This is a genomic window from Roseovarius sp. SCSIO 43702 (assembly GCF_019599045.1).
GTDB lineage: Bacteria > Pseudomonadota > Alphaproteobacteria > Rhodobacterales > Rhodobacteraceae > Roseovarius.
On sequence record NZ_CP080623.1, the window covers coordinates 2775663 to 2799832 of the forward strand.

Sequence of the window (24170 nt, forward strand, 5' to 3'; positions counted from 1 at the left end):
CCCCACGCGGTCCGGCATGTAAAAAGCCCCGCCCGACAGGACGTCGAGCGGGGCGGAAAGCCGTTCAGCCGAAGCCGTCTTTTATTCCCGGGCGCCCAGGAGGTTCAGCAGCATCATGAACATGTTGATGAAGTCGAGATAGAGGCTCAGCGCCCCCATGATCGCCGCCTTGCCCAGCCATTCGGTATCGCCGTGATGGGCGTGGGCGAGGTAGGTGTTCTTGATGTTCTGCGTGTCATAGGCCGTCAGCCCGGCGAAGATCAGCACGCCGATGATCGAGATCGCGAACATGATCGCGGGCGAGCCGAGGAAGATGTTGATGATCGACGCCACGATGAGGCCGATCACGCCCATGATCAGGAACGAGCCCCAGCCCGAGATGTCCTTCTTCGTGGTGTAACCCCAGAGCGACAGGCCCGCGAAGGCCACCGCCGTGGTCAGGAAGACCTGCGCGATCGAGAAATCCGTGAAGACCACGAAGATGTAGCTGATCGAGACACCCATGACGGCGGAGAAGGTGTAGAAGAAAAGCTGCGCCGCCGCCGCCGAAAGCTTGTTGATGACCGCGCCGAAGGCGAAGACCATGATCAGCGGCGCGAACATGACGATCCAGCGGGTGAACCCGGTGAAGAGCGTCTCCATCATCGCCGCGTTGTTGCCCACGGCCCAGGCCGCGAGGAACGTCAGCAGCATGCCCACGGACATCGTGCCGTAGACCTTGTTCATGTGGGCGCGCAGACCCTCGTCAATCTGTGCGGTGCGTGTACCCGCACGCGCGCGGATTGTGTCAAATTCAGCCATCAAAGCCTCCGATATGTGGACCTATCCTGCCGGGTGCTCCGACAGTTTGACTTGAATATCGGTGACAAGGCCCCTCAATTCAAGGGTTTCGGAGACCCCTGCGTGCGGAATTCGCATCGGAATCGAACGAATCCCGGCACCGCGGCTCAAATGTCCCAGAACGGGCGGCGCGCTTCGCGCAGCGCGGCGTCGCGGCTGATGCCGATATCGCGCAGCGCGCGGTCCGAAAGACGCGCCAGCGCGCGACGCTCGCGCAGAATCGCGAGGCGTGTCAGGACCGAGACGGTCCGGCGGCGGGGACGCATCGGGCGAAAAGCGGTGCAAGCGTGGGAGGTCATGATCGGCCCCTTTCTTCATTTTGATACGTTAGTGCGTTTTCATTATTTTCTGTGATATACTAGGCATATCTGTTACATCAAGAAAAACGAATGTTTGAGATTTGATCCATCACGGGAGTTGATATGAGAAATCTGGACATGGTCACGCTCCGCTCCTTCCTCGCCGTGGCCGAACAGGGCGGCGTGACGCGGGCGGCGACCGCACTCAACCTCACGCAATCCGCGGTCAGCATGCAGCTCAAGCGCCTCGAGGAGGTGCTGGGCATCGGCCTGCTCGACCGCTCCGGACGGCGCATCGCCCTCACCGCGGCAGGCGAGCAGCTTCTGAGCTATGCGCGGCGAATCGTGTCGCTCAACGACGAGGCCGTGGGCCGCCTGACCGAGGATCTCTACGAGGGACAGATCACGCTCGGCGTGCCGCACGATATCGTCTACCCGGTCATCCCGCGCGTCCTGAAGACCTTCAACAGCATGTTTCCCCGCGTGAAGGTGCAGTTGCGCTCGTCAAGCACCGTGTCGCTGCGCGAGGCGCTGGCCGGGGGCGCGCTCGACCTGATCCTGACGACCGAGACGGACGTGTCGCCGGGCGGCGAAACCCTGACGCGGATGCCGCTGCGCTGGACCGGGGCCCCGTCGGGCACGGCGTGGAAGACGCGGCCGCTCAGGCTGGCCTTCTGCTCCTTCTGCATCTTCCGTCCCGGTGTGCTGCGCCGGCTCGATGCCGCCGGGATCGACTGGGAGCTTGCGGTCGAATCCGACGATGATCGCGCCGTCGAGGCGCTGGTCAGCGCGGACCTGGCCGTGGGCGCCCTGCTCGAGGACAGCATCCCGCCGCATCTCGAGCCGCTGCCCGCCTCCTGCGATCTACCCGACCTGGGCGACCAGGCGATCAACCTCTACTGCGCACAGGCCGAGCCCGACGTGGTGATGCGCGAGCTGATCGCGATGCTGCGGCAGGGCTTTGCCGCCGGCCCGGCGCCGGTGATGGCCGCGGCCCCCGGCGAGAGCGTCACGGCGTGACGCTCACCACCACCTTGCCCGTCGATTTCCGCGCGCGCAGCAGCTCGAGCGCCTCGCCCGCCTCCTCCAGCGGATAGCTGTGGCTCACATGCGGCGCGATGCGGCCCGCGCCATACCACTCGAGCAGCGTGGCAAGGCTCTCCGTCACCACATGCGGCGCGAATCGCAGGTAGCCACCCCAGTAGAGGCCGATCACGGTGAGGTTCTTGACCAACAGGTGATTGGCCGGGATCTGCGGCACCTCCCCGCTCGCGAACCCGATGGGAAGAAGCCGCGCACCGGGATTGCAGGCGCGGAAGGCCGCCTTGAACTGATCGCCCCCCACCGGATCATACACCACGTCGGCCCCGCCCAGCGCCTTCACCTCGGCGCGGATGTCGGCCTCCCGCGCGTCAATCAGGTGATCGGCCCCCGCCCGGCGCGCCACCTCCAGCTTGTCGGCACCCCGCGCGCAGGCGATGACGCGCGCGCCCATCGCGTGCCCGATCTCGACCGCGGTGAGGCCCACACCCCCCGCCGCGCCCAGCACCAGAAGCGTCTCGCCCGGCCGAAGCCGCGCCTTGTGGTCGAGCGCCACGTGGCTCGTCCCGTAGGCGATCTGGAACGCCGCGGCATCGGTCCAGCCCATCGCGTCGGGCAGCACGACGGCGCGCTCGGCCGGGAAACATCCGTAGTCGGCCAGCCCCCCCTGCCCTCCGAAGACCGCCACGCGCGTGCCGATGGCGGGGCCCTCCGTGCCGGGGCCAAGCGCATCCACCGTGCCCGCCACCTCCATCCCGAGGGTGTAGGGCGGCTCGGGCGTGTCCTGGTAGGTGCCCTTCGCCATCAGCAGATCGGCGAAGTTGAGCCCGCAGGCCGCGATGCGCACGCGGATCTCTCCCTCTCCGGGCTCGGGGCGGTCGATCTCGCGAAGCGCGGGCGGCGTGTCGAACGAGGTGATCTGGAAGGCGCGCATGGGGGCTCCATCGGCGTGGATTGGCTGGCCCCATGGGTGCCCCAGCGCGCCGCGAATGTATAGGGGCCGGGCCGGGCCGCTTGAAACTTTCGCAACACAATACAACGCTCGCGCTATAATTGTTTCAATTTTGACTGAATACCTTCTCGGATGACAGTTTTCGGTGTAGGTTGCACCCAAGCCGTCGATTTCGATTGTGCATCTTGTGGGATGCGAGACGAAGGGAACGTCCCGCGGGTCGCACGATCCGTGGCGGTGGCCGGGACGACAACAGGGAGCAACAGGATGCCTCATCCAGTGGACGTTCACGTGGGCAAGCGAATCCGCCATCGCAGGTGGCTCGTCGGCATGACACAGCAGCAACTTGCCGAAAGCGTCGGGATCAAGTTTCAGCAGATCCAGAAATACGAGACGGGGGCCAACCGGGTCAGCGCGTCTCGCCTCTGGGACATCGCGGCCTCGATGGACGTCGACGTGAGCTTTTTCTTCGAGGGGATCGAGCGGAACGCCGGCGCCGAGAGCGACGCCACGCGGCGCAACGGCGATCTCATGGGGGACAAGGAGGCGCTCGATCTCGTGCGGTCCTACTACGCGATCCCCGAGAATTAGCGCCGCCGTCTTTTCGAACTGGCCCGCGTCCTCAGCGACGTGGCCTGACCGGACGCGCATGTCTCGGCCGCGTCCCCGGGCACGGGGACGCGCGAAACGTGACGACCCGACGCCGAAGCGGGTTGCATTCGGGGCACGCCCCGTCGCAGGAATGGTGCGACAGGATCCGTGCGCATCCGCGCCGGACGGTTGAGCCCGGAGGCCCGCCAGTTGGACAAGGATGACCTCATCTCCACCGCGCATGCGCTGGCAGATGCCGCGCGGGCGTCGGTTCTGCCGCATTTCCGCCGCGCGGGACTGTCGGCCGACAACAAGGAGGCCGCGGGCTTCGACCCCGTGACCGAGGGCGACCGCGCCGCCGAACGCGCCATGCGCGCGATCCTCGAAACCCGGCGCCCCGATGACGGCATCCTGGGCGAGGAATACGGGCGCGTCGACGGCACCAGCGGCCTGACCTGGGTGCTCGACCCGATCGACGGCACGCGCGGCTTTCTCTCGGGCACACCCACCTGGGGCGTGCTCATCTCGGTCGCGGATGCAAGCGGCCCGCTCTACGGCCTCATCGACCAGCCCTATATCGGCGAACGGTTCGAGGGCGGCTTCGGCCGCGCGCGCGTCGTCGGCCCCCGGGGCGAGGCACCGCTCGCGGTGCGCGGCGGCCGCCCGCTGGACGAGGCGATCCTCTTCAGCACCTTCCCCGAGCTCGGCAGCGCGCCCGAGGCCGACGCGTTCCGCGCGGTATCGCAAAAGGCACGGCTCACGCGCTTCGGGATGGATTGCTACGCCTACGCGCTGATCGCGGCGGGGCAGATCGACCTCGTGATCGAATCGGGGTTGCAGCCCTACGACATCCACGCGCCCATCGCGGTGATCGAGGCGGCGGGCGGCATCGTCACCGACTGGCAGGGCAACCCCGCCCATCACGGCGGCCGCGCCATCGCCGCCGCCGCCCGCGAACAGCACGAGGCCGCGCTCGAAATCCTGTCGCGCATCCCGTGACCCCCGATCCGCATGAAAGGCGACACCAGATGAAACTCACCGCTCCGGGCCTCCTTGCCCTCGGCCTCGCCCTCGCCGCCTGCGGCCCGCAGGACGGTCCCGTCACCACCCGTCCTACGACGATCGGCGCCAGCGACAGCGCGCAGGCCGGTGACGTGACCCGCGACGCGCTCGCGCGGATCAACGACTACCGTGCGCAGGCCGGCGCGCCCCCTCTCCGTCTCGACGCGACACTCGCGCGTGTGGCAAGCGCGCACGCCACCGAGATGTTCACCTCCGGCCGCTTCAGCCACACCGGCGCCGACGGATCGAGCGTCGGCGACCGCGTGCGGCGCGCGGGCTACGGCTTCTGCTTCGTGGCCGAGAACATCGCGCAGGGGCCTTCCGGCGTGGACGAGGTGCTGTCGGGCTGGATGCAATCGCCCGGCCACCGGCGCAATATGCTCAACCCGCAGGCCGACGGCGTGGGCCTCGCCCGGCGTGGCGACCTCTGGGTGATGGTCCTGGGCCGCCCGGGCTGCTGACCCGCTCCGCGCGCCCCGCCCGAAAGGTGCAGAATTCAATACAATCCGCCGGGGAAACCCGCTAAACCCCGCCCTGCGAGCAGATTTCACCAGAGGGGGGCGCGGATGGCCGAATTCGAGGACGAGCATCAAGCCGAGACCGAGGCCGAGGAAGACGCCTACGTGCTCAGCGACCAGTTGATCACGCGGATCATGCAGGCCGTCGATCAGCAGGATCGCGACCGGCTCTGGGCCGAGATGGAGCCGCTGCACCCCGCCGACATCGCCGACCTCCTCGAACAGCTCGGCGCCTTCGACCGCGCGCGCCTCATCGAGCTCTACGGCACCGAATTCGACGGCGACATCCTCTCCGAGCTCGACGAGTCGATCCGCGAGGATGTCATCAACATCCTCAACCCCGAGGTTCTGGCCGAGGCCGTCCGCGAACTCGACAGCGACGACGTGGTCGACCTCGTGGAGGATCTCGAGGACGACCGCCAGCGGGCCATCCTCGAGGTGCTCGAGGACAGTGACCGCGTCGCGGTGCAGCAATCGCTCACCTATCCCGAATACTCCGCCGGCCGCCTCATGCAGCGCGAGGTCGTCATGGCCCCGGAACACTGGAACGTGGGCGAGGCCATCGACTATCTCCGCGACCAGGACGAACTGCCCGACCAGTTCTATCACATCGTCCTCGTCGATCCCCGGCTGCGCCCGGTGGGCAACGTCACGCTGGGCAAGCTCATGGCCTCCCGGCGCGAAGTGCTGCTCTCGACCCTGGCCGAGGAGACGTTTCACGTCATTCCCGTCACGCAGGACGAGGAAGACGTGGCCTATGCCTTCAACCAGTATCATCTCATCTCGGCGCCCGTGGTGGACGAGAATGACCGCCTCGTCGGCGTCATCACCATCGACGACGCCATGGCGGTGCTCGACGAGGAACACGAAGAGGACATCCTGCGCCTCGCCGGCGTCGGCGAGGGCGGCCTCAACGACAACATCGTCGAGACCACGAAACAGCGCTTCCCCTGGCTCGCGGTGAACCTCCTGACGGCGATCCTCGCCTCGATGGTCATCTCGATCTTCGAGGCGACGATCGCGAAATTCGTGGCCCTCGCGGTGCTGATGCCCATCGTCGCCTCGATGGGCGGCAACGCGGGGACGCAATCGCTCACCGTCGCGGTGCGCGCCATCGCGACACGCGATCTCACAGGCCGCAACGTGTGGCGCGTCATCCGGCGCGAGGTTCTGGTGGGCCTCGTCAACGGGCTCGCCTTCGCGCTCGTGATGGGCATCGTCGGGGTGATCTGGTTCGGCGGCCCTGAACTCGGCTACGTCATCGGCGCCGCGATGGTCATCAACCTCGTCGTGGCGGGCTTCGCCGGAACGGTCATCCCGGTCCTGCTCGAACGGATGGGCGTCGATCCGGCGCTCGCCTCGGGCGCCTTCGTGACGACCGTGACCGACGTGGTGGGCTTCTTCGCCTTCCTCGGTCTCGCGGCGATGTGGCTCCTGTGAGCGACCCGGGACAGATCAAGACCGAGGCGCGGCGCGCGGCCTTTGCCCGGCGCAAGGCGGCGCATGCCATGGCCACGCCCGGCGCGGCGGGGCGGCTGTCGGAGGTGCTCGCGGGCTATCGCGGCGTGCCGCTTGCGGGCTACATGCCGATCCGCACCGAGATCGACCCCCTGCCCGCCATGGCCGAGGCCGCGGCGCACGGCCCTGTCGGCGTCCCCGTGATCGTGGCCGAGGGGGAGCCGCTGCGGTTCTCGCGGTGGGAGCCGGGCTGCGAGATGGTCGACGGCCCCTTCGGCGCGCGCATCCCCGCCCGCGAGGATTTCTTCGAGCCCGAGCTTCTCATCGTGCCGCTGGTGGCCTTCGACCGCGCGGGCGGGCGGCTGGGCTATGGCGGCGGCTTCTACGACCGCACGCTCGAGCGCCTGCGCGCCCGGCGCGCGACGCTCGCCATCGGCTTCGCCTACGGCGCGCAGGAGGCCGAGAACCTGCCGCTCGAACCCACGGATCAACCGCTCGACATGGTCGTCACCGAGGCCGAGGTCATCACCTTCGGGGGCGCCCATGGCCGATCATGACTATACCGCGCGCATCGTCTGGACCGGCAATCGCGGCCAGGGCACGGCGCATTACCGCGCCTATGCCCGCACCTGGAATGTCGAGACACCGGGCAAGCCCGTCATCCGCTGCTCGAACGATCCGCTGCTTGGCGGCGATCCGACGCTGCACAATCCCGAAGACCTGCTCATCTCCGCGCTCTCGGCCTGCCACATGCTCTGGTTCCTGCACCTTGCCAGCGATGCGGGCCTCGTCGTCGAAAGCTACGCCGACACGCCCCTCGCCGTGGGCGAGGTGCAGCCCGGCGGCGCGGGCCGCTTCCTGCGCGCCACGCTGCGCCCCGAGATCGTCCTGCGCGCGGGTGCCGACACGGCACGCGCCGAGGCCATCCACCACGAGATCCACGATGTCTGCTTCATCGCGCGTTCGGTGAACTTTCCGGTGACGATCGACGCCCGCCACCGCATCGCCGGCGCGGCCTGACGTCGCAGCCCGGCGAATACCGCGCGCGGACACCGAACCGAAACCCGTCTCGCACGTTGACCGGCCGAACGATGTCATCAACAGAAGGAGACATGTCATGCCCGAGAAATTCGCATCCGGTATCGAGGACAACACCGCCAAGAAGATGGTCGGCCTGCTCAACGAGTGCCTGGCCGAGACCGTCGACCTGACGCTCGCCGTCAAGCAGGCGCATTGGAACGTGAAGGGCCAGAACTTCATCGGCGTCCACGAACTTCTCGACGAGGTTGCCGACCGCCTGCGCGACATCTCCGACGAGATGGCCGAGCGCGCCGTCGTGCTGGGCGGCGTCGCCAAGGGCACCAGCCAGGTGGTCTCGGACGCGTCCCCGATGGAGGCCTACCCGGTCGAGGAAACCGACATCAAGGCGCATCTCGACGCGCTCACCGACCGGCTCAAGGCGCTGGGCGGCCGCCTGCGCAAGGCGATCGACACGGCGGGCGAAGCCGGTGACGAGGACACCGCCGACCTTCTGACCGGCGCGAGCCGCACGGTCGACAAGGATGCCTGGTTCATCGGGGCCAACCGCCCGAACTGAGCGGGGCGCCGCTTCGGGCGAAGGACGGTTTCCCATCGGTTCGCCCGGACCACCCGACCAGAAACGGAAAAGCCGCGCTCACCATGGCGCGGCTATTCTCAATCCGTGGAAAGGGGCAGGATCTACTTGATCTTGCCTTCCTTGTATTCGACATGCTTGCGCGCGACGGGGTCGTATTTACGCACGACCATCTTTTCGGTCATGGTGCGCGCGTTCTTCTTGGTCACATAGAAATGGCCCGTGTCCGCGGTCGAGTTCAGGCGGATCTTGATGGTCGTCGGCTTCGCCATTGGTGTTCTCCTGGCAGACGGGCGGCACGGCGGCCTCGTTCCCGTGAAATCTCATCGTGAAGCCCGCCTTTTACCCGCATCGGCCCCCGAGTCAACCACCCTTTCGCCCCGCGGACGCGAAAACACCACCGCCGTTCCACCCAGCGCCAGCGCGAGCCCCAGGAGCGCGCCGGCACCCCATTCGTAGCCCTCGAACCGGGTCGAGACGCTCATCGCGATGAGCGGAAACAGCACCGTGGCATAGGCGGCCCGCGTCGCGCCTTCGCGGGCGATGAGCGCGAGATAGCTCAGGAAGGCCAGCACCGACGAGATGACCGCGAGAAAGATGAGCGCGCCCCAGAAGACCGGCGCGCGCGGCAGGGTGAACGCCTCCCCGGTCACGAGCGCCACCGTCCCCGCGATCGCGGCTCCATGGAGCATGCCCCAGGCAACGAGGCTCGCCCGGTCATGGGCCTGCCCCATCCGCGCCGAGACGAGATTGCCCAGCGAGAAGAAATACGTGCCCATGAGCGACAGGCCCAACCCGATCCAGACCCGGGTGCGCAGCGCGGTATCCTGCAATTCGGGCCAGATGAGCAGCAAAAGGCCCGCGATCCCCGCCACCGCCGCCCCGATCACCCGCAGGTCGAGCGGCTCGCGCAGGAAGATCCGCGCATTGACCGCGTTATGGATCGCCGCCGTCGCGAAGACCACCGACAGTATGCCCGAGGCCACGTAATGCGCGGCGATGTAATAGGCATAGAAATTCAGGCTGAACAGGCACGCCCCCAACACCAGCAGCCAGCCATGCGCGCGCCACGGGATAACCCGGAGCCGCCCCGTCGCCGCCAGCCCCGCCATGAGCAGCCCGCCCGCCAGCGCAAAGCGATAGGCCACCGCGACGCCCGGCCCCACCTCGCTCACCTGGAGGGTGATCGCGAACCACGACAGGCCCCATGACAGGACCACGATGATGAGAAGAACATAGGACATGGGCCCGCACCGCGTGGTTCGACGCGCCTTCATGGCCCGCCGCGCAGGGGGCGACAAGCGGCTTTTGCGGCGGGAGAGGATGCGCGGAGGGGCTGTAAGCCGGATTCTGTCGTAGGCATCGCCCGAAGACGATGCCCGGGATGACCATTCATCTGGACGCGCAGTTGCCTGCGCGCCTCAAGCTGCCTACCCGGATCTGCTGGGCCGAGGTGGCCTGCGGGGGATGTCCCCCGCGCGCGATCCCTATTCGGCATTGCTCCCGGTGGGGCTTGCCATGCCGGTCCGGTTGCCCGTCCCGCGGTGGGCTCTTACCCCACCGTTTCACCCTTGCTCGGGGGGAACGCGATGCATTCGCCCAAAGCGGTCTGTTCTCTGTGGCGCTTTCCCTCGGGTTGCCCCGGCCGGGCGTTACCCGGCACCGTTACCTCGTGGAGTCCGGACTTTCCTCGACGCGAAATTTGGGAACCCAAATTTCGCATCCGCTGCGAAAGTGGCTTTTCCAAAGGAAAAACACGTCAGCAGCCCCGGTCGAAATTCAGGCACCAAATGCCACGCCGCGGCCATCCGCCCCTCCGCGCATCCCCGATCTAGGCATCCGCCCCCTGCCGGTCAACGGGAAACCGCGCGGCCACGTCCCGCAGCACGGCGATATCGCCCGCCCCGAGCGGCCCCCGCGCCCAGGGCCGGAACCGCAGCCGCACCGCCTTCAGCACGTCCTCGTCCGAGAACTCCGGCCGGTATCCCACCGCCGTGGCCAGCGCCCGGAACGCGCCCGGGTCCTCGTCCCCGCGCTCCCCGGTCTCCGGCCACACGGCAAGGCCCTGCCGCGCCAGCCTGCGCCAGTCGAAACGCGGGCCGGGATCGTCCTTGCGGTCGGGCGCCATGTCCGAATGGCCGATCACCCGCTCGGGCGGGATCTCCCAGCGTGCCATGATCCCGCGCAGCATCGGCTCCAGCACGCGCATCTGCGGCTCGGGAAACGGCACGACGCCGGAATTGGCAAGCTCGATGCCGATCGTGTGGCTGTTCATGTCCTGCGCGATCCGGCCCCAACCGCCAAGCCCCGCGTGATGCGCGCGCGCCTTTTCCTCGACAAGCTGCCAGCACCGCCCGTCCTCCGCGATGACGTAATGGCACGACACACCCGCCTCGGCACAGCAAAGCCGCTCGACCGCCGCCTCGGGCGTCGCCATGTTGGTGAAATGCACGATGATCGCGTCGGGCGCACAGGCGCGCACCCCCTGGTTGGGCGAGCGGCGCCGGATCATCCCCTCCGGCAGCCCGGTCATCCCGGCCTCAGCCCCCCACCGCGGTGCGGAACGGCGCGGGGTTCCAGCCGCAGGCATACCCGTCACCATCGGGGTCGAGCCCCTTGCGGTCCCGCGTCGGCCCGCCCGAGGCGAGGAAATCCTCCTGCGCCTTGTCGGCCGAGGGGTATTGCGCGCAATTCCGGGCATAGCGGTTGCCGCTCGCGAGGTTCAGACGCCGATAGACCTGCGTGCCGATCGGATGCTTGTTCTGAAGCGCATAGGCCACGATGTTCGGCGCCTGGTCGCCCGTCCGCGCCGGAAGCGCCTTGGGCTGGACCACCTCGTATTGCGCGCGGTTCGCGGCGACACGGGCCTTGTCCTCCTCGATCGAACGCTCCGCGCCCACGGCGTCGAAATCGTTCTCCTGGCTGATCCCGGCCGCGTTCGAGACCGTGGGCGGCGGGTTCGCCGGATCGGCCTCGAGCGGAAGTTCGCCCGAATTGGCCTCGGCCCGCGCGCGGTCCGTGGCGTCGAGCGCGGCAAGCGTGTCGGCCCCCACGTCGCCCGTCTGCGCCGTGGTGCTCGCCGCCGCCGCGCTTGCAAGCGCACCCTCGGATTGCTCGCCGCTGATCGCACCCGCGGGCGGCAGGGCGGTGTCACCAGCCAGCGCCGCGTCGCGCCGCGCCTTCTCGGCGGCATAGGTGTCGTAATTGCCGAAACCGACGCCCGAGCCCCGCTCGGGATTGCTCTCGGGAATGGCCGTTCCGCAGGCCGCCAGCGCCAATAGGCTCAATCCCGCAAATACGCGTCGCATGTCACTCACACCCTTTCGATGTCGCAGGGGCCGGTCGGGCCCATCCGACAGGCATCTACCACCATTTCGCGGGTTTTTCCACAAACCCCGCCGCCTCTTCCAGCGCGTAGGCGCAATTCAGCAAGTCGCCCTCTTCCCACGGCCGCCCGATCAGTTGCAGACCCAGCGGCAACCCCTGCCGATCCAGTCCCGCGGGCACCGAGATGCCCGGCAGCCCGGCAAGGTTCACCGTGACGGTGAAGACATCGTTGAGATACATCTGCACCGGGTCCGCATCCTTCATCTCGCCAAGGCCGAAGGCCGCGCTCGGCGTGGCCGGGGTCAGGATCGCATCGACACCCGCGTCGAACGCCTCGTCGAAGTCGCGCTTGATGAGCGCGCGCACTTTCCGCGCGCGGTTGTAATAGGCATCGTAGAACCCCGCCGACAGGACATAGGTGCCCACCATCACGCGCCGCTGCACCTCGGCTCCGAAACCCTCGGCTCGGGTCTTCTCGTACATCTCGGTGATGCCGTCCCCGGCCTCGAGCTTGGCGCGATGCCCGTAGCGCACCCCGTCATACCGCGCGAGGTTCGAGGACGCCTCGGCCGGCGCGATCACGTAATAGGCAGGCAGCGCGTATTTCGTGTGCGGCAGGCTGATCTCGCGAAGCTCCGCGCCCGCGTCCGCCATCATCTCGCGGCCCTTGGCCCACAGGTCGTCGATCTCCTCGGGCATGCCATGCATGTGATACTCGCGCGGGATGCCGATCACCTTGCCGCGAATGTCGCCCGTCAGCATCGCCTCGAAATCCGGCACGGCGAGGTCGGCGCTCGTCGAATCCTTCGGATCGTGGCCGCACATCGCCTCGAGCATGATCGCCGCGTCGCGCACGCTCTTCGTCATCGGCCCCGCCTGGTCGAGGCTCGAGGCGAAGGCCACGATGCCCCAGCGCGAACACCGCCCGTAGGTGGGCTTGATGCCGGTGATGCCGGTGAAGGCCGCCGGTTGCCGGATCGACCCGCCCGTGTCGGTGCCGGTGGCGCCCAGGCACAGGTCGGCGGCGACCGCGCTGGCCGACCCGCCCGACGATCCGCCGGGGGTCAGCTGCGCGTCATCGTTCCCGCGCCGCCACGGGTTCACTGCGTTGCCATAGGTGCTCGTCTCGTTGCTGCTCCCCATGGCGAACTCGTCCATGTTGAGCTTGCCCAGCATCACGGCGCCCGCGTCGAAAAGCTGGCTGGTCACGGTCGATTCGTATTCCGGCCGGAATCCCTCGAGGATGCGGCTCGCCGCCTGGCTCGGCACGCCCTTGGTGCAGAACAGGTCCTTGATGCCCAGCGGAATGCCGCACATCGCCGGCGCATCCCCCTGCTTCAGCCGCGCATCCGCCGCCCTCGCCTGCTCCCGCGCGAGGTCCGGGGTGTGATGCACGAAGGCGCCCAGCGCGCCCGCTCCCTCGATCGCGCCGAGACACGCCTCGGTCAGCTCGAGCGACGTCACGTCCCCCTTGCGCAGGGCGTCGCGCGCATCGGCAATGGTCATCCTGTTCAGATCGCTCGTCATTCCACCACCTTCGGCACCGCAAAGAACCCCTCTCGCGCATCGGGTGCATTGGCCAGCACCTTCTCCTGCTGGTGTCCGTCCGTCACCTTGTCCTCGCGCCGCTTGAGGCGCATGGGCGTCACGCTCGTCATCGGCTCGACGCCGGTCACGTCCACCTCGTTCAACTGCTCGATGAAACCGAGGATCGTGTTGAACTCTTCCGCCAGCGCGGGCAGCGCCTCGTCCTCGACCCGTATACGGGCGAGCTTGGCCACGCGCGCGGCCGTTTCGCGGTCAATCGACATGGCTGAAATCTCCCGGCCTGTTCCGGCCCCGCGTTTACCGCCCCCCGCGCCCGCTCGCAAGCACCGAGGCGGGCGGCGGGGCCCCGAGAACGCGCGCCCCGTTAACGATTGGTGCGACTCACCCTCCACCGACGCGATACCGACATGGATACCGACGTGGATACCGACGTGGGGTTCGGCGGATTAACCATTCGTTTGCCGCGGGTCCACGAGCGCCCTATCCTCAGGGTCGACCACCCAATCACAGGAGATCATCATGCGCATCACGTGGCTCGGCCATTCCTCCTTCCGCCTTGAAATCGCTGGCGAAACCCTGCTCATCGACCCCTGGCTCGACGGCAATCCCATGCTGGACGAGAAACACCACGACGCGGCCATCCGGGGCGCCAGCCACATCCTGCTCACCCACGCCCATTTCGACCACGCCTCCGAGGTCGTCCAGATCGCCAGGAAGGGCCTCACCGTGGTGGGTCAGTTCGACCTGATGAGCCATTGGGAAGCCACTGAAAACCTTGAGGTAATCGGCTTCAACAAGGGCGGCACGATCAGCATCGGCGACGTCTCCGTCACCATGGTCCATGCCACCCATTCCTCGAGCTTCTCCACCGATGACGGCCCCCATGTTCCGGGCACCGAATGCGGCTTCATCATCGCAGGCGAGGGCCACACGATCTACGTCTCGGGCGACACCGACGTGATGGCCGACATGGGCGTCTTTCACGATCTCCATGCACCCGATATCGGCATCCTCTGCGCCGGCGGGCATTTCACCATGGACATGAAACGCGCAGCTTACGCGGCGAAAAAATTCTTCGATTTCAAGACCGTGATCCCCTGCCACTACAAGACCTTCCCGGTCCTCGAACAATCCGCCGAGGCGCTGGTCGAGGCCCTGCTGGGCGTGAACGTGATCGAACCCGAGGTGATGAAACCCATCGAGATCTGACCGCCATCGCGCCCTCTCAGGTTCCGGCGCGGGCCAGGTCGTCCGCGTCGTCCACGTCGCGCAACCTCTCCACCAGCGCGTGAGAGGCCCCTCCAAGCGTCCCGATACTGTCCGAAAGCGCGTGCTCGCTCGACCACCGCACCCCCTCGAAGAGACGCGGCGGCAGGGCGCGCCTCCCGCGCCAGCCCACCAGCCAAAAGCCTCCGTCTTCCGCCGGGCCGAACACCGCGTCGTGGCGCCCCAACACCTTGAAAGCATGGGCGATATGGCGCGCCCGCACGCCCGGCACATCGCCACCGATCACGCAGGCCGGGCCGGGCCGCGCGTGCCGCATGACCCGCGCCATCCGCGCGCCCAGGTCGCCCTGGCCCTGCGCCACGCGCGGCAGATGCGCGGGCCAGGTCCGCGAGGTCATCGCGCCCTCCGGCGCCACGGCCAACGTCACCGACCAGCGCGGGTCCTCGACCTCGCGCAAGAGGCGCCCCACCTGGTGGCGAAACCACCACGCGGCCTCCACCATGCCGATCTCGCGTCCGAGCCGCGTCTTGACCCGGCCGGGGCGCGGCTCTTTCAGCATGATGTAGAGCTGCCCCCGCATGTGCCGTCAGGAGAAGTAATCGCGCAGGATACGCGCGTAAATGGCCTTGAGTTGCGTGATCTGGTCAATCTCGACCCGCTCGTCCACCTGGTGCATCGTGCGCCCGACAAGGCCGAATTCCACCACCGGGCAATGATCGCGCACGAAGCGCGCATCCGACGTGCCGCCCGATGTCGAAAGGACCGGCGCCACGCCGGTCTCCGCCTCGACCGCAGTCGCGACCAGCGATGACAGCTCTCCCGGCGGGGTAAGAAATGATTCACCACTTACCTTTACCCTCATCCTCGCCTCGACATCGAACTCGCGCGCCACGCGGTCCAGATGGTCCTGCAACCACGCGGTCAGGCTCTCGCCGCTATGCGCGTCGTTGAACCGGATGTTCACCGTCGCGCGGGTTTCGGCGGGGATGACGTTGGTCGCCGGGTTCCCGGTATCGATCGTCACGACCGCAAGGGTCGAGGCGTCGAAATGCTCCGTGCCCTCGTCCAGCGGGTGCGACGACAGCCGATCCACCAGCCGCGCCATCGCGGGCAGCGGGTTCTTCGCGCGATGCGGATAGGCCGAATGGCCCTGCTCGCCCCTGACGGTGATCCACGCGGTCATCGAGCCGCGCCGCCCGATCTTGATCATCTCGCCCATGCGGTCGGGGCAGGTGGGCTCGCCCACAAGGCAATGGGTCATCGCCTCGCCTTGCGCCTCCATCCAGTCGAGAAGCGCGCGCGTTCCGTGCTCGGCATCGCCTTCCTCGTCGCCCGTGATGGCAAGGAGGATCGCCCCGTTCCCTGCCGGCGCGCCGCGAACATGGTCGATCGCCGCCGCCACGAAGGCCGCGACGCCCGATTTCATGTCCGTGGCCCCGCGCCCCCAGAGATAGCCGTCGTGCATCTCGGCCCCGAAGGGATCGACGCTCCACGCGCTTTCGTCGCCCACCGGCACAACGTCCGTGTGCCCGTTGAACCCGAAGCTGCGCGCCGCGCCCTTTCCGCCCCAGCGCGCGAAAAGGTTGGCGATGCCCTCCCGGTCGACCCGCGTGCAGTCGAACCCGGCCGCCTCGAGGCGCTCCTGCAACAGGCGCAGCGCGCCGCCCTCCTCGGGCGTGACCGATGCGCAGCGCACAAGCTCCGCGGTCAATGCGACGGGATCCGTCGGGGTGTCGCTCATCTCTCTTTCCTCCGGGTCTGGACTTGTTTTCCGGCGTAGCGGGTTTGCCCGCCCCTCGCAATCGCCGCGCCTGCGCCCCCTGCGCAAAGATGCCACAGGTTTCCCTCATCGCGCCCCGGACGATAAAAAAGTTACCAATTCAGCGCCTTGCTAGCCTAAATTGAGGCAAAACAATGACACCCGAGGCAGGGTAACAGGCAGGCCGCAAAGGCCACAGGGTCGAGCAGGCACGAAAAATCCGGCCCAGATTTCGCGGAATTTCTCCGCGGCCCATCGCCATGTTGCGCTGTCTCCCACCGCGAGGCCGGAGCAGATAGAGACATGGTTGCAGGCGTAGAAATTCCCATCGACCGCAATGCCAGTGCCGTGCAGATGGCGCAGGAAATCTTCGGGTCGGGCGTCACCATCAACAGCGCGTCCTATACCGGCGACCGCGACAGCTCGGGGATATGGTCGAACGGCGATGCGATCTCTCCCGGTGTCATGCCGGGCGACCGGGGGGTCATGTTCTCGACCGGCGATGTGCGCGGCTTCACGAATAACGGCTCGCAGTCGAACTACTACAGCAACCGCACCACGAATTCCTCGGGCGAGAACAACAATCCCGACTTCAACGCGGCCGCGGGCACCAACACCTACGACGCCTCCTATCTCGACGTCGATTTCACCCCCACGGGCGACATGATGACGATGCAGTTCGTCTTCGCGTCCGAGGAATATCCCGAATACGCGGTCGGCGCCTACCAGGACTTCGTCGGCGTCTGGATCAACGGCACGCAGGTCGAACTCGGCGTGGGCGATGGCGATGTCGACCCCAACAACCTCAATGCCGGTGCCAACCAGAACCTCTTCATCGACAACACCTCGGACCAGTACAACACCGAGATGGACGGCTTCACCGTCAAACTGACGCTCAAGATCCCGGTCAACAGCGGCCAGGTCAACTCGATCCGCATCGGCATCGCGGACGTGCTCGACAACCGCTACGATTCAACGCTCCTCGTCGCGGCCGACAGCGTTCAGACCACGCTCATCGCCAGTGACGACAGCACCAACCTCTTTCCAACCGGGTCCAAGATCATCGACGTGCTGGGCAACGACACGAACAATGGCCTTGGCACCATGGTCGTGACCCATATCAACAACCAGGCCGTGAACCCCGGCGACAGCGTCACCCTCTCGACCGGGCAGACGGTGCAGCTCAACTACGACGGCACCCTTACCGTGACCGGGGACGGCGACACCGAGCAGTTCAACTTCACCTACGAGGTCAGCAACCAGACCGGCCAGACCGACACCGCCTTCGTGCTGGTCGATTCCGTGCCGTGCTTCGTCGCGGGCACCCGGATCAGGACACCGGATGGCGAGGTGCCGATCGAGACGCTGGCCCCCGGCGACCTCGTTCTCACCCGCGACAACGGCCCGCAACCGCTTCGCTGGATCGGCGAGCGGCGCGTGCCCGCCAAGGGCGATTTCGCCCCGATCCACTTCGCCCCCAACACGCTGGGCCGGCATGGTCGGCTTTTCCTCTCGCCGCTCCACCGGGTGCTCATTCGCGACGCGGTGGCCGAGTTGCTCTTCGGCGAGGACGAGGTGCTCGTCGCCGCGCGCGACCTGGTCAACGACCGCACCATCCGCCGCGTCGAGGGCGGCATGGTCGATTACGTCCATATCCTCTTCGACCGGCACGAGGTCGTCTTTTCCGAAGGGCTCGAAACCGAAAGCTTCCTGCCCGGTCCCCAGTTCGCCAACAGTTTCGAGGCGGAGATCGTCGAGGAGATCTGCACCCTTTTCCCCGAGATCGACCCGGCGACCGGCGCAGGCTACAGCCCCGCCGCGCGCAGGACGCTCAAGCCCTACGAGGCCGCGCTTCTCACGCCGGCCCTCACGCGGGTCGCCTGAGACGCATGGCCTGGATCGCCATCGCCGACCACGACGGGGGGCGTTACGCCCCGGGCGGGCTGGGCCGCGGCTCGGCACGAACGCCCGACCTGTCCGCGGACACGCTCGTCCGGCGCGGCACGATCATGGTCGAGACGCGCTTCTCCGCCACCTCGCGGCCCCAGACCCTTCTCGCCTTCCGCCACGCCTACCCGAACGAGGGCGGCTTCTCGCTCCGCGCCCTTCCGCGAGGCGGCGTCACGCTGGCACAGAATTTCGGCTCCGAGCTTCTTCACACCACGATCCCGCATGGCAAGGATGCGCGCTCGGACCTCGTGCGCATCATCTATTGCTGGGATTGCGCCGCGGGCGCGGCGCGGCTGACGATCGAGGGGCTCGACGACGGACACCGCGTCACGCGCGAGCTGTCGCGCGCCTGCCCCATCCCGCTCGCCGACATGCGCCGGCTCGGACAGGCGGGCGGCGTCTGCGAGATGGACAGCGAGGTCGTCTTCGCCGCGATGGCCGATCACATGCATCCGCTGGGCCCGTTGCCGGGGCTTGGCGCGCATGTTCCGGTGATGACGCCCAATGGCCCGGTGCGCGCGTCGCTCCTGCGGCGCGGAGATACCGTCTGCACGGCCGCCGGCGATGTCGTGCCGATCCTTCAGACAGTGCGCCTCACCGTGCCGGCGCGCGGTGCGTTCCGGCCCGTGCGGCTTCGCGCCCCGTTCTTCGGGCTCGACCGCGACACTTTCGTCGCGTCCCACCAGAGGCTCGTCATGTCAGGATCGGACGTCGAGTACATGTTCGGCACCGAGGCCGTTCTCGTCCCCGCGCGCTGCGTGGTCAACGACAGTTCCGCCTTCTTCTGCGATCCGGCGCCGGACGCGCCCGACGTGGTGACCTATCACCACGTCCTCCTGCCGAGCCACCAGGCGATCCTGACCGACGGATGCCGCCTCGAAAGCCTCTACATAGGACGCCTCCGGCGCGACAAGGCGACGCTCGCCCGCAGCGTGCTCGCGCATTGCCGGCACGCCCGGCTCCCCGAACATGCGCGCCCGCTGTCACCTGTGCTGAAACCGTTCGAGGCCATCACCCTCGTGCGCGCCAAGGTCGCCTGACAGGCGCCGGGCCACCCTCGCGCGGGTCTTGGGCCTAATCGTCGAAGGGCGTCACCTGCGCCACGATCACCGCGTTCTCCTCGAGCGCACGCATCATCAAAGCACGCTCCTCCGCGTCGATCTCGTGCCCTTCCGCCTCGCGTTCCTCGAGCGTGCCGTAACCGGTCACGTCAAGGGGCGCGGTATCCGCCTGCTTCAGGATCGCCACCGTCTCGCGCACCGCCTCGGCCTCGTCCACGCCCGACGCATAGACGACAAGCGCCGCACCGCTCGCACCCTCGGGAAGCCCGTCACCGGCCTTCCGCCCGATCTCGACCACGAGAGTATAGACCTTCTGCTGTCTGTCCTTGCTCATGGCCACTCTTTCGCGCCCGGCCCCGGGGGTGTCAACCGCCAAGTCCCGCCACCTCGACCGCGACCGCACAGCCATAGACCACGAAGATGAGAACGCTCTCGACCCCGATCCGCGCCGGCCCGTCGCGTTGCCGCAGGATCAGCCCGCCCAGAAGGATCGCGGTCATCAGCATCCCGGTCGCCAGCCAGTAGAGATCGTTTGGCGTGGCCGCCGCGAAGATCGAGCCATCGCGATACGCCACGTCGGACGCGACGAGGAACAGCGTGTCGAACGTGTTGCCCCCGATGATGCCGCCCACGGCCAGTTGAAGCGCGCCGCGCCGCACGGCGACGAGCGTCGTGACCAGTTCCGGAAGCGAAGTGATGATCGCCGTCATCAGCGCACCCACCAGCGACGAGGAAAGCCCGTAGCGCGTGATGAAGGTCGCCCCGATCTGGCTGATCACCCAGCCCGAAAGTCCCATCACCATGACCAGCACCACGAAGATCATGGCGGGTTTCCGGGCGGATTTGCGCGCCTCGGCCTCGCTCTCGGGTTCGTCATGGCGCGTCTCGCGCGTCTCGACCGGCCGCCACATCGGCTCGTCGCTGACCTGCGACGAGAGGCGCACACCGTAGAGATAGGCAATGAACATCACGAGCGAGACGGGATGCACGCCGAAATACGCCACGTCCGGGCCCGCCATCGCGGCGATGGGCAGGCTCAGCAGGATGAGCAGCATCACCGCTTGGAAGAGGTTCGCAGGCTCCGCCGCGGCATGTTCGAGATTGGCGTTCTTGTGCAACGTGTCCGCGACGGCAAGAAAGAGTGTCTGCGCCGCGATCCCGCCCACCGCGTTCGAGACGGCGAACGAGGCGTCGCCGCTGCTGGCCGCGCTGACCGAGACCACGACCCCGGCGAGCGAGGTCGCACCGCCAAGCAGGATGCCGCCCGCCATCGCCTCGCCAAGCCGGGTGCGGTCCGCGATGACATCGGCGAGCGCGGTGGCCCGGATCGAGGCCGCCACCACGATGAGGGCTGCGACCGCGAACACGGCCAAGAGCCATGCGAGCGAAAGATCGTCGATCACGCGACGATCCGGGGGGGATTGAGACGCTTCATCGCAAGGCCAACCCGTCCCTCCCCGCCGGGTTCCCGCGGTCTCCTCCGTTCCGGGCCATATCGAGATGGTTCTCCGGCTCGGGTCGCGCCTCGGGTTAAGAAATTATTCGTATTCGTCGGGCAATCTCCGCGAACACAGCCTCACCCGGATCCCGCATGCCGTCACGCTTCGACTCTCTCGCACCGCTGCTGCCCCTCCCGGGGCCGGCCCCGGCCCGTCGCGACATGACGGGCGATCCGGCGGTCACCCGGCTCATGGTGTCATGGCTTGTTGCGCTCGACGGCACGACCTCCGTTCTCACGCGCGACGGGATGCGCCCCGCGGGTGAGCTCTCGACAGGCGATCACCTGGTCGCGCGCGGCGGCGACGAGGTCGCGTTGCTCGCCACGCACCGGCTGCACTTCCGCGCGCTGGGCGACCTCGCCCCGATCGAGTTCGGCCGCGGCGTGTTCGGCGCCACGGCCGCGACGCGCCTTCCGCCGGCCCAGCGTCTCCTCCTGGAAGGCTGGCGCGCGCAACAGGCCTGCGGACAGGTCGCCGCGCTCTTCGCCGCGGGCGACCTGGTGAACGGGATCAGCATTCGGCGCTGCGCCACCGGCACCGTCACCTCGGCGGTCTGTCTCGTGCCCGAGCGGTCGGCGACGGTGTCCGTGAACGGGCTCTGGATCCGTTGCCGGGGCCTCGACGACCCCGATCTTCCCGGAGCGCTGCGCGCGGTACTCCCGCCGCCCGATCCTTTCATGCGGCCCCGTGCGCCGCTCGAGCTGCCGCTCGCGGGGGCCGAGCAGGCGCGCGCCATATGCGACGCGCCGCCCTGACACGGCTCGATCCGGTCGCGGTCGCTCTCCGGTCGCTCAGTCGCGCAGAAGTTCGTTGATCGACGTCTTGGAACGGGTCTGCTCGTCGACGCGCTTGACGATCACCGCGCAATAGAGGTTCACGCCGTTCTTCGACGGCATCGACCCGGACACGACGACCGACCCGGAAGGCACTTCGCCATACATGACCTCGCCGGTCTCGCGATCCACGATCTTGGTGGACTTGCCGATATAGACCCCCATGCCGAGGACCGACCCCTCGCGCACGATGCAGCCCTCGACCACTTCCGAGCGCGCGCCGATGAAGCAGTTGTCCTCGATGATCGTCGGCCCTGCCTGCATCGGCTCGAGCACGCCGCCGATCCCCACGCCACCCGACAGGTGCACGTTCTTGCCGATCTGCGCGCAGGAGCCCACCGTGGCCCAGGTATCGACCATCGTGCCCTCGTCCACGTAGGCGCCGAGGTTGACGAAGGACGGCATCAGCACCACGCCGGGCGCCACGTAGGCCGACTTGCGCACGATGCAGTTCGGCACCGCGCGGAAGCCGGCGGCCTTCCACTCGGCGTCGCCCCATCCGGCGAACTTGCTGTCCACCTTGTCCCACCAGCCGCCGCCCTGCGGGCCGCCCGGCTGCATCTCCATGTCCTTGATCCGAAACCCCAGCAGCACCGCCTTCTTGGCCCACTGGTTCACCTGCCATTCACCGTCATCGCCGCGCTCGGCCACGCGCAGCTTCCCGCTGTCGAGCGCGTCGAGCGTGTCCTCGATCGCTTGCCGCGTCTCGCCGCCGGTGGCGGGCGTGATCGTGTCGCGCGCGTCCCACGCGGCTTCGATGGCGGTTTCCAGGTGGGCAGTCGACATGGCGGGCGCTCCTCGGTCGGGTCAAAGGCTCCACCGGCTATCGCGCAAAGTGGCGCGGGCGTCCAGACGATTTGCGACGCCCCGCGCCTGCCTTGCGGCGTGGCCCGGTCAGGCCAGGTCCTTGTAGCTCACTTCGGGCTTGTCGCTCCCGGTCTTGCCCCGCCGCGTGATCAGCCGGTTGAGCGCGTTGATATAGGCGCGCGCCGAGGCGACCACGGTGTCGGTATCGGCCGACTGCCCCGTCGCGATCTTGCCGTCTTCCTCGAGCCTCACGCTCACCGTCGCCTGCGCATCGGTGCCCTCGGTCACGGCATTGACCTGGTAGAGCAGGAGCTTCGCGGCATTGGGATAACATTCGCGCACGGCCTTGAAGGTGGCATCGACCGGCCCGTCGCCCTGGCAGGTCGCGGATCGCTCCACCCCCTCGACCTCCATCTCGATCGCGGCCTCCGCCGGCCCGGTGCCGCAGATGACCTTCAGGTTGATCAGTTCCAGGTGCATCTCCGCCTCACCGGCGGTCTGGACCAGCGCGAGGATGTCCTCGTCATAGACCTCCTTCTTGCGGTCGGCCAGATCCTTGAACCGCACGAAGATGTCCTTGAGCTGGTTCTCCCCCACCTCGTGGCCCAGCTCCTTCAGCTTGGCGCGCAGCGCCGCGCGGCCCGAATGCTTGCCCAGGGGCAGCGAGGTGCCGGTCATCCCCACATCCTCGGGGCGCATGATCTCGAAGGTCTCGGCGTTCTTGAGCATCCCGTCCTGGTGGATGCCCGACTCGTGGGCAAAGGCATTCTTGCCGACGATCGCCTTGTTGAACTGCACGTTGAAGCCCGACACCGCCGCCACCCGGCGCGAGATATGCATGATCTTCGTCGTGTCGATGCCGGTGGTGTAGGGCATGATGTCGCCACGCACCTTCATCGCCATGACCACTTCCTCGAGCGCGGTGTTGCCCGCCCGTTCACCCAGGCCGTTCACCGTGCACTCGATCTGCCGCGCGCCGCCCGCGACGGCGGCCAGCGCGTTGGCCGTGGCCATCCCGAGGTCGTTGTGGCAATGCGTGGCGAACACGATCTCGTCCGCGCCCGGCACCGTCTCGATCAGGCGCCGGATCAGGTCGGCGCTCTCGACCGGCGCGGTATACCCCACGGTATCGGGAATGTTGATCGTCGTGGCCCCGGCCTTGATCGCGATCTCGACCACGCGGCAGAGGTAGTCCCACTCGGTCCGCGTGGCATCCATCGGCGACCACTGCACGTTGTCGCAGAGGTTGCGCGCATGGGTGACGGTGTCGTGGATGCGGTCGGCCATCTCGTCCTTGGTCAGGTCGGGAATGGCGCGGTGCAGCGGCGAGGTGCCGATGAAGGTGTGGATGCGCGGCCGCTTCGCATCGCGCACGGCCTCCCAGCAGCGGTCGATATCCTTGAGGTTTGCCCGCGCCAGGCCGCAGATCACCGCGTTCTCGGCCTGCTTGGCGATCTCGTTCACCGCGCGGAAATCACCCTCCGACGCGATCGGGAAGCCGGCCTCGATGATATCGACGCCCATCTCGTCCAGCAGCCCGGCGATCTCGAGCTTCTCGTCATGCGTCATGGTCGCGCCGGGGCTTTGCTCACCGTCGCGCAGCGTGGTGTCGAAGATGACAACCTTGTCCTTCGCCCCGTCGCTCACAGGGGTTTTCGTCGTCGTGTCGGTCATGTCTGATCTCTTTTCTTGTCCTAAGCCCATGGCGCGAAACGGCACATCCTCTGAGCGGTCGCGCCGGGGAACGGCACGCTCAGAGGCGGCTTAGGAGAAGCAGGGCACG

27 protein-coding genes and 1 other RNA gene are annotated in these 24170 nt (G+C 67.6%); 12 read left to right on the top strand and 16 right to left on the bottom strand.

The window, feature by feature from the left end:
* Window positions 1-81: 81 nt before the first annotated feature.
* Together K1T73_RS13785 and K1T73_RS13790 are read right to left on the bottom strand one after the other, a co-directional pair.
* A complete protein-coding gene (locus K1T73_RS13785; protein ID WP_220601253.1) occupies window positions 82-801 on the bottom strand; it encodes a Bax inhibitor-1/YccA family protein in 720 nt (239 codons plus the stop codon).
* A gap of 146 nt (window positions 802-947) precedes the next feature.
* Window positions 948-1139 (bottom strand): DUF1127 domain-containing protein, encoded by a 192-nt coding sequence (locus tag K1T73_RS13790; protein ID WP_220601254.1) that lies wholly within the window; start codon window positions 1137-1139, stop codon window positions 948-950.
* Window positions 1140-1262: 123 nt separating this feature from the next.
* Here K1T73_RS13790 and K1T73_RS13795 point away from each other — a divergent pair, with 123 nt between their 5' ends.
* Window positions 1263-2159: a LysR family transcriptional regulator gene (locus K1T73_RS13795; protein WP_220601255.1), complete on the top strand. Its 897-nt coding sequence runs from the start codon at window positions 1263-1265 to the stop codon at window positions 2157-2159.
* On the opposite strand, the gene K1T73_RS13800 is transcribed toward K1T73_RS13795, so the two are convergent.
* Window positions 2149-3114 carry an NADPH:quinone oxidoreductase family protein gene (locus K1T73_RS13800; RefSeq protein ID WP_220601256.1) on the bottom strand — a complete coding sequence of 322 codons (966 nt, stop codon included), beginning with the start codon at window positions 3112-3114 and terminating at the stop codon, window positions 2149-2151. The genes K1T73_RS13795 and K1T73_RS13800 overlap by 11 nt on opposite strands.
* A 285-nt stretch (window positions 3115-3399) precedes the next feature.
* Between K1T73_RS13800 and K1T73_RS13805 the strand changes: the two genes are divergently transcribed.
* The 7 genes from K1T73_RS13805 to dps all read left to right on the top strand — a co-directional run bounded on the left by K1T73_RS13805 (window position 3400) and on the right by dps (window position 8358).
* Window positions 3400-3723: a helix-turn-helix domain-containing protein gene (locus tag K1T73_RS13805; protein ID WP_220601257.1), complete on the top strand. Its 324-nt coding sequence runs from the start codon at window positions 3400-3402 to the stop codon at window positions 3721-3723.
* Between the two features lie 210 nt (window positions 3724-3933).
* Window positions 3934-4722 (top strand): inositol monophosphatase family protein, encoded by a 789-nt coding sequence (locus K1T73_RS13810; protein ID WP_220601258.1) that lies wholly within the window; start codon window positions 3934-3936, stop codon window positions 4720-4722.
* 29 nt (window positions 4723-4751) lie between these two features.
* Complete coding sequence (locus tag K1T73_RS13815; RefSeq protein ID WP_220601259.1) at window positions 4752-5246, top strand: CAP domain-containing protein; 495 nt, start codon at window positions 4752-4754, stop codon at window positions 5244-5246.
* 105 nt (window positions 5247-5351) lie between these two features.
* Window positions 5352-6743, top strand: coding sequence for a magnesium transporter (gene mgtE / locus K1T73_RS13820; protein ID WP_220601260.1), 1392 nt, complete (start codon window positions 5352-5354; stop codon window positions 6741-6743).
* A complete protein-coding gene (locus K1T73_RS13825; protein WP_220601261.1) occupies window positions 6740-7318 on the top strand; it encodes a 5-formyltetrahydrofolate cyclo-ligase in 579 nt (192 codons plus the stop codon). Before mgtE ends, K1T73_RS13825 begins: the two co-directional genes overlap by 4 nt.
* Window positions 7305-7781, top strand: coding sequence for an OsmC family protein (locus tag K1T73_RS13830; RefSeq protein WP_220601262.1), 477 nt, complete (start codon window positions 7305-7307; stop codon window positions 7779-7781). Before K1T73_RS13825 ends, K1T73_RS13830 begins: the two co-directional genes overlap by 14 nt.
* A 97-nt stretch (window positions 7782-7878) precedes the next feature.
* On the top strand, window positions 7879-8358 hold the full coding sequence (gene dps, locus K1T73_RS13835) for a DNA starvation/stationary phase protection protein Dps (protein WP_220601263.1): 480 nt from the start codon (window positions 7879-7881) through the stop codon (window positions 8356-8358).
* A gap of 122 nt (window positions 8359-8480) precedes the next feature.
* On the opposite strand, the gene rpmG is transcribed toward dps, so the two are convergent.
* The 7 genes from rpmG to gatC form a co-directional block, all read right to left on the bottom strand.
* Entirely contained in the window at window positions 8481-8648 is a 168-nt protein-coding gene (gene rpmG / locus K1T73_RS13840) for a 50S ribosomal protein L33 (protein ID WP_012179442.1), read from the bottom strand.
* Window positions 8649-8699: 51 nt separating this feature from the next.
* Entirely contained in the window at window positions 8700-9620 is a 921-nt protein-coding gene (locus K1T73_RS13845) for a DMT family transporter (RefSeq protein WP_220601264.1), read from the bottom strand.
* 79 nt (window positions 9621-9699) lie between these two features.
* Window positions 9700-10196, bottom strand: an RNA gene (gene rnpB, locus K1T73_RS13850) — RNase P RNA component class A.
* A gap of 11 nt (window positions 10197-10207) precedes the next feature.
* Complete coding sequence (locus tag K1T73_RS13855; RefSeq protein ID WP_409077712.1) at window positions 10208-10909, bottom strand: N-acetylmuramoyl-L-alanine amidase; 702 nt, start codon at window positions 10907-10909, stop codon at window positions 10208-10210.
* Between the two features lie 7 nt (window positions 10910-10916).
* Window positions 10917-11684, bottom strand: a complete 768-nt coding sequence (locus tag K1T73_RS13860; RefSeq protein WP_220601266.1) for a hypothetical protein — start codon at window positions 11682-11684, stop codon at window positions 10917-10919.
* A gap of 55 nt (window positions 11685-11739) precedes the next feature.
* On the bottom strand, window positions 11740-13230 hold the full coding sequence (gene gatA / locus K1T73_RS13865) for an Asp-tRNA(Asn)/Glu-tRNA(Gln) amidotransferase subunit GatA (RefSeq protein ID WP_220601267.1): 1491 nt from the start codon (window positions 13228-13230) through the stop codon (window positions 11740-11742).
* Window positions 13227-13514 (bottom strand): Asp-tRNA(Asn)/Glu-tRNA(Gln) amidotransferase subunit GatC, encoded by a 288-nt coding sequence (gene gatC / locus K1T73_RS13870; protein WP_220601268.1) that lies wholly within the window; start codon window positions 13512-13514, stop codon window positions 13227-13229. The genes gatA and gatC overlap by 4 nt, the downstream gene beginning before the upstream one ends.
* A 256-nt stretch (window positions 13515-13770) precedes the next feature.
* On the opposite strand from gatC, the gene K1T73_RS13875 reads away from it, so the two are divergent.
* Window positions 13771-14460 (top strand): metal-dependent hydrolase, encoded by a 690-nt coding sequence (locus K1T73_RS13875; RefSeq protein WP_220601269.1) that lies wholly within the window; start codon window positions 13771-13773, stop codon window positions 14458-14460.
* Between the two features lie 16 nt (window positions 14461-14476).
* Here the strand turns inward: K1T73_RS13875 and K1T73_RS13880 are convergent, their stop codons facing one another.
* Together K1T73_RS13880 and dapE are read right to left on the bottom strand one after the other, a co-directional pair.
* Window positions 14477-15058: a DUF2064 domain-containing protein gene (locus K1T73_RS13880; protein ID WP_220601270.1), complete on the bottom strand. Its 582-nt coding sequence runs from the start codon at window positions 15056-15058 to the stop codon at window positions 14477-14479.
* A gap of 6 nt (window positions 15059-15064) precedes the next feature.
* Window positions 15065-16219, bottom strand: coding sequence for a succinyl-diaminopimelate desuccinylase (dapE, locus tag K1T73_RS13885; RefSeq protein WP_220601271.1), 1155 nt, complete (start codon window positions 16217-16219; stop codon window positions 15065-15067).
* Window positions 16220-16540: 321 nt separating this feature from the next.
* Between dapE and K1T73_RS13890 the strand changes: the two genes are divergently transcribed.
* Window positions 16541-18121 carry a Hint domain-containing protein gene (locus K1T73_RS13890; protein WP_220601272.1) on the top strand — a complete coding sequence of 527 codons (1581 nt, stop codon included), beginning with the start codon at window positions 16541-16543 and terminating at the stop codon, window positions 18119-18121.
* 5 nt (window positions 18122-18126) lie between these two features.
* Window positions 18127-19227 carry a Hint domain-containing protein gene (locus K1T73_RS13895; protein WP_220601273.1) on the top strand — a complete coding sequence of 367 codons (1101 nt, stop codon included), beginning with the start codon at window positions 18127-18129 and terminating at the stop codon, window positions 19225-19227.
* 34 nt (window positions 19228-19261) lie between these two features.
* Here the strand turns inward: K1T73_RS13895 and K1T73_RS13900 are convergent, their stop codons facing one another.
* Both K1T73_RS13900 and K1T73_RS13905 read right to left on the bottom strand, forming a co-directional pair.
* Window positions 19262-19582 carry a hypothetical protein gene (locus K1T73_RS13900; RefSeq protein ID WP_220601274.1) on the bottom strand — a complete coding sequence of 107 codons (321 nt, stop codon included), beginning with the start codon at window positions 19580-19582 and terminating at the stop codon, window positions 19262-19264.
* Between the two features lie 31 nt (window positions 19583-19613).
* Window positions 19614-20651 (bottom strand): sodium:calcium antiporter, encoded by a 1038-nt coding sequence (locus K1T73_RS13905; RefSeq protein ID WP_220601275.1) that lies wholly within the window; start codon window positions 20649-20651, stop codon window positions 19614-19616.
* Between the two features lie 188 nt (window positions 20652-20839).
* Between K1T73_RS13905 and K1T73_RS13910 the strand changes: the two genes are divergently transcribed.
* A complete protein-coding gene (locus tag K1T73_RS13910) occupies window positions 20840-21502 on the top strand; it encodes a Hint domain-containing protein (RefSeq protein WP_220601276.1) in 663 nt (220 codons plus the stop codon).
* Window positions 21503-21538: 36 nt separating this feature from the next.
* Here K1T73_RS13910 and dapD read toward each other — a convergent pair whose 3' ends face one another.
* Both dapD and K1T73_RS13920 read right to left on the bottom strand, forming a co-directional pair.
* Entirely contained in the window at window positions 21539-22366 is an 828-nt protein-coding gene (dapD, locus tag K1T73_RS13915; RefSeq protein ID WP_220601277.1) for a 2,3,4,5-tetrahydropyridine-2,6-dicarboxylate N-succinyltransferase, read from the bottom strand.
* Window positions 22367-22474: 108 nt separating this feature from the next.
* A complete protein-coding gene (locus K1T73_RS13920; protein ID WP_220601278.1) occupies window positions 22475-24061 on the bottom strand; it encodes a 2-isopropylmalate synthase in 1587 nt (528 codons plus the stop codon).
* Window positions 24062-24170 lie beyond the last annotated feature (109 nt).

What these genes read in the sequence shown, in the direction of transcription:
- K1T73_RS13785 (WP_220601253.1), bottom strand. Translation starts at nt 801, where the DNA reads ATGGCTGAATTTGACACAATCCGCGCGCGTGCGGGTACACGCACCGCA.
- K1T73_RS13790 (WP_220601254.1), bottom strand. Translation starts at nt 1,139, where the DNA reads ATGACCTCCCACGCTTGCACCGCTTTTCGCCCGATGCGTCCCCGCCGC.
- K1T73_RS13795 (WP_220601255.1), top strand. Translation starts at nt 1,263, where the DNA reads ATGAGAAATCTGGACATGGTCACGCTCCGCTCCTTCCTCGCCGTGGCC.
- K1T73_RS13800 (WP_220601256.1), bottom strand. Translation starts at nt 3,114, where the DNA reads ATGCGCGCCTTCCAGATCACCTCGTTCGACACGCCGCCCGCGCTTCGC.
- K1T73_RS13805 (WP_220601257.1), top strand. Translation starts at nt 3,400, where the DNA reads ATGCCTCATCCAGTGGACGTTCACGTGGGCAAGCGAATCCGCCATCGC.
- K1T73_RS13815 (WP_220601259.1), top strand. Translation starts at nt 4,752, where the DNA reads ATGAAACTCACCGCTCCGGGCCTCCTTGCCCTCGGCCTCGCCCTCGCC.
- mgtE (WP_220601260.1), top strand. Translation starts at nt 5,352, where the DNA reads ATGGCCGAATTCGAGGACGAGCATCAAGCCGAGACCGAGGCCGAGGAA.
- K1T73_RS13830 (WP_220601262.1), top strand. Translation starts at nt 7,305, where the DNA reads ATGGCCGATCATGACTATACCGCGCGCATCGTCTGGACCGGCAATCGC.
- dps (WP_220601263.1), top strand. Translation starts at nt 7,879, where the DNA reads ATGCCCGAGAAATTCGCATCCGGTATCGAGGACAACACCGCCAAGAAG.
- rpmG (WP_012179442.1), bottom strand. Translation starts at nt 8,648, where the DNA reads ATGGCGAAGCCGACGACCATCAAGATCCGCCTGAACTCGACCGCGGAC.
- K1T73_RS13845 (WP_220601264.1), bottom strand. Translation starts at nt 9,620, where the DNA reads ATGTCCTATGTTCTTCTCATCATCGTGGTCCTGTCATGGGGCCTGTCG.
- K1T73_RS13855 (WP_409077712.1), bottom strand. Translation starts at nt 10,909, where the DNA reads ATGACCGGGCTGCCGGAGGGGATGATCCGGCGCCGCTCGCCCAACCAG.
- K1T73_RS13860 (WP_220601266.1), bottom strand. Translation starts at nt 11,684, where the DNA reads ATGCGACGCGTATTTGCGGGATTGAGCCTATTGGCGCTGGCGGCCTGC.
- gatA (WP_220601267.1), bottom strand. Translation starts at nt 13,230, where the DNA reads ATGACGAGCGATCTGAACAGGATGACCATTGCCGATGCGCGCGACGCC.
- gatC (WP_220601268.1), bottom strand. Translation starts at nt 13,514, where the DNA reads ATGTCGATTGACCGCGAAACGGCCGCGCGCGTGGCCAAGCTCGCCCGT.
- K1T73_RS13875 (WP_220601269.1), top strand. Translation starts at nt 13,771, where the DNA reads ATGCGCATCACGTGGCTCGGCCATTCCTCCTTCCGCCTTGAAATCGCT.
- K1T73_RS13880 (WP_220601270.1), bottom strand. Translation starts at nt 15,058, where the DNA reads ATGCGGGGGCAGCTCTACATCATGCTGAAAGAGCCGCGCCCCGGCCGG.
- dapE (WP_220601271.1), bottom strand. Translation starts at nt 16,219, where the DNA reads ATGAGCGACACCCCGACGGATCCCGTCGCATTGACCGCGGAGCTTGTG.
- K1T73_RS13890 (WP_220601272.1), top strand. Translation starts at nt 16,541, where the DNA reads ATGGTTGCAGGCGTAGAAATTCCCATCGACCGCAATGCCAGTGCCGTG.
- K1T73_RS13895 (WP_220601273.1), top strand. Translation starts at nt 18,127, where the DNA reads ATGGCCTGGATCGCCATCGCCGACCACGACGGGGGGCGTTACGCCCCG.
- K1T73_RS13900 (WP_220601274.1), bottom strand. Translation starts at nt 19,582, where the DNA reads ATGAGCAAGGACAGACAGCAGAAGGTCTATACTCTCGTGGTCGAGATC.
- K1T73_RS13910 (WP_220601276.1), top strand. Translation starts at nt 20,840, where the DNA reads ATGCCGTCACGCTTCGACTCTCTCGCACCGCTGCTGCCCCTCCCGGGG.
- dapD (WP_220601277.1), bottom strand. Translation starts at nt 22,366, where the DNA reads ATGTCGACTGCCCACCTGGAAACCGCCATCGAAGCCGCGTGGGACGCG.
- K1T73_RS13920 (WP_220601278.1), bottom strand. Translation starts at nt 24,061, where the DNA reads ATGACCGACACGACGACGAAAACCCCTGTGAGCGACGGGGCGAAGGAC.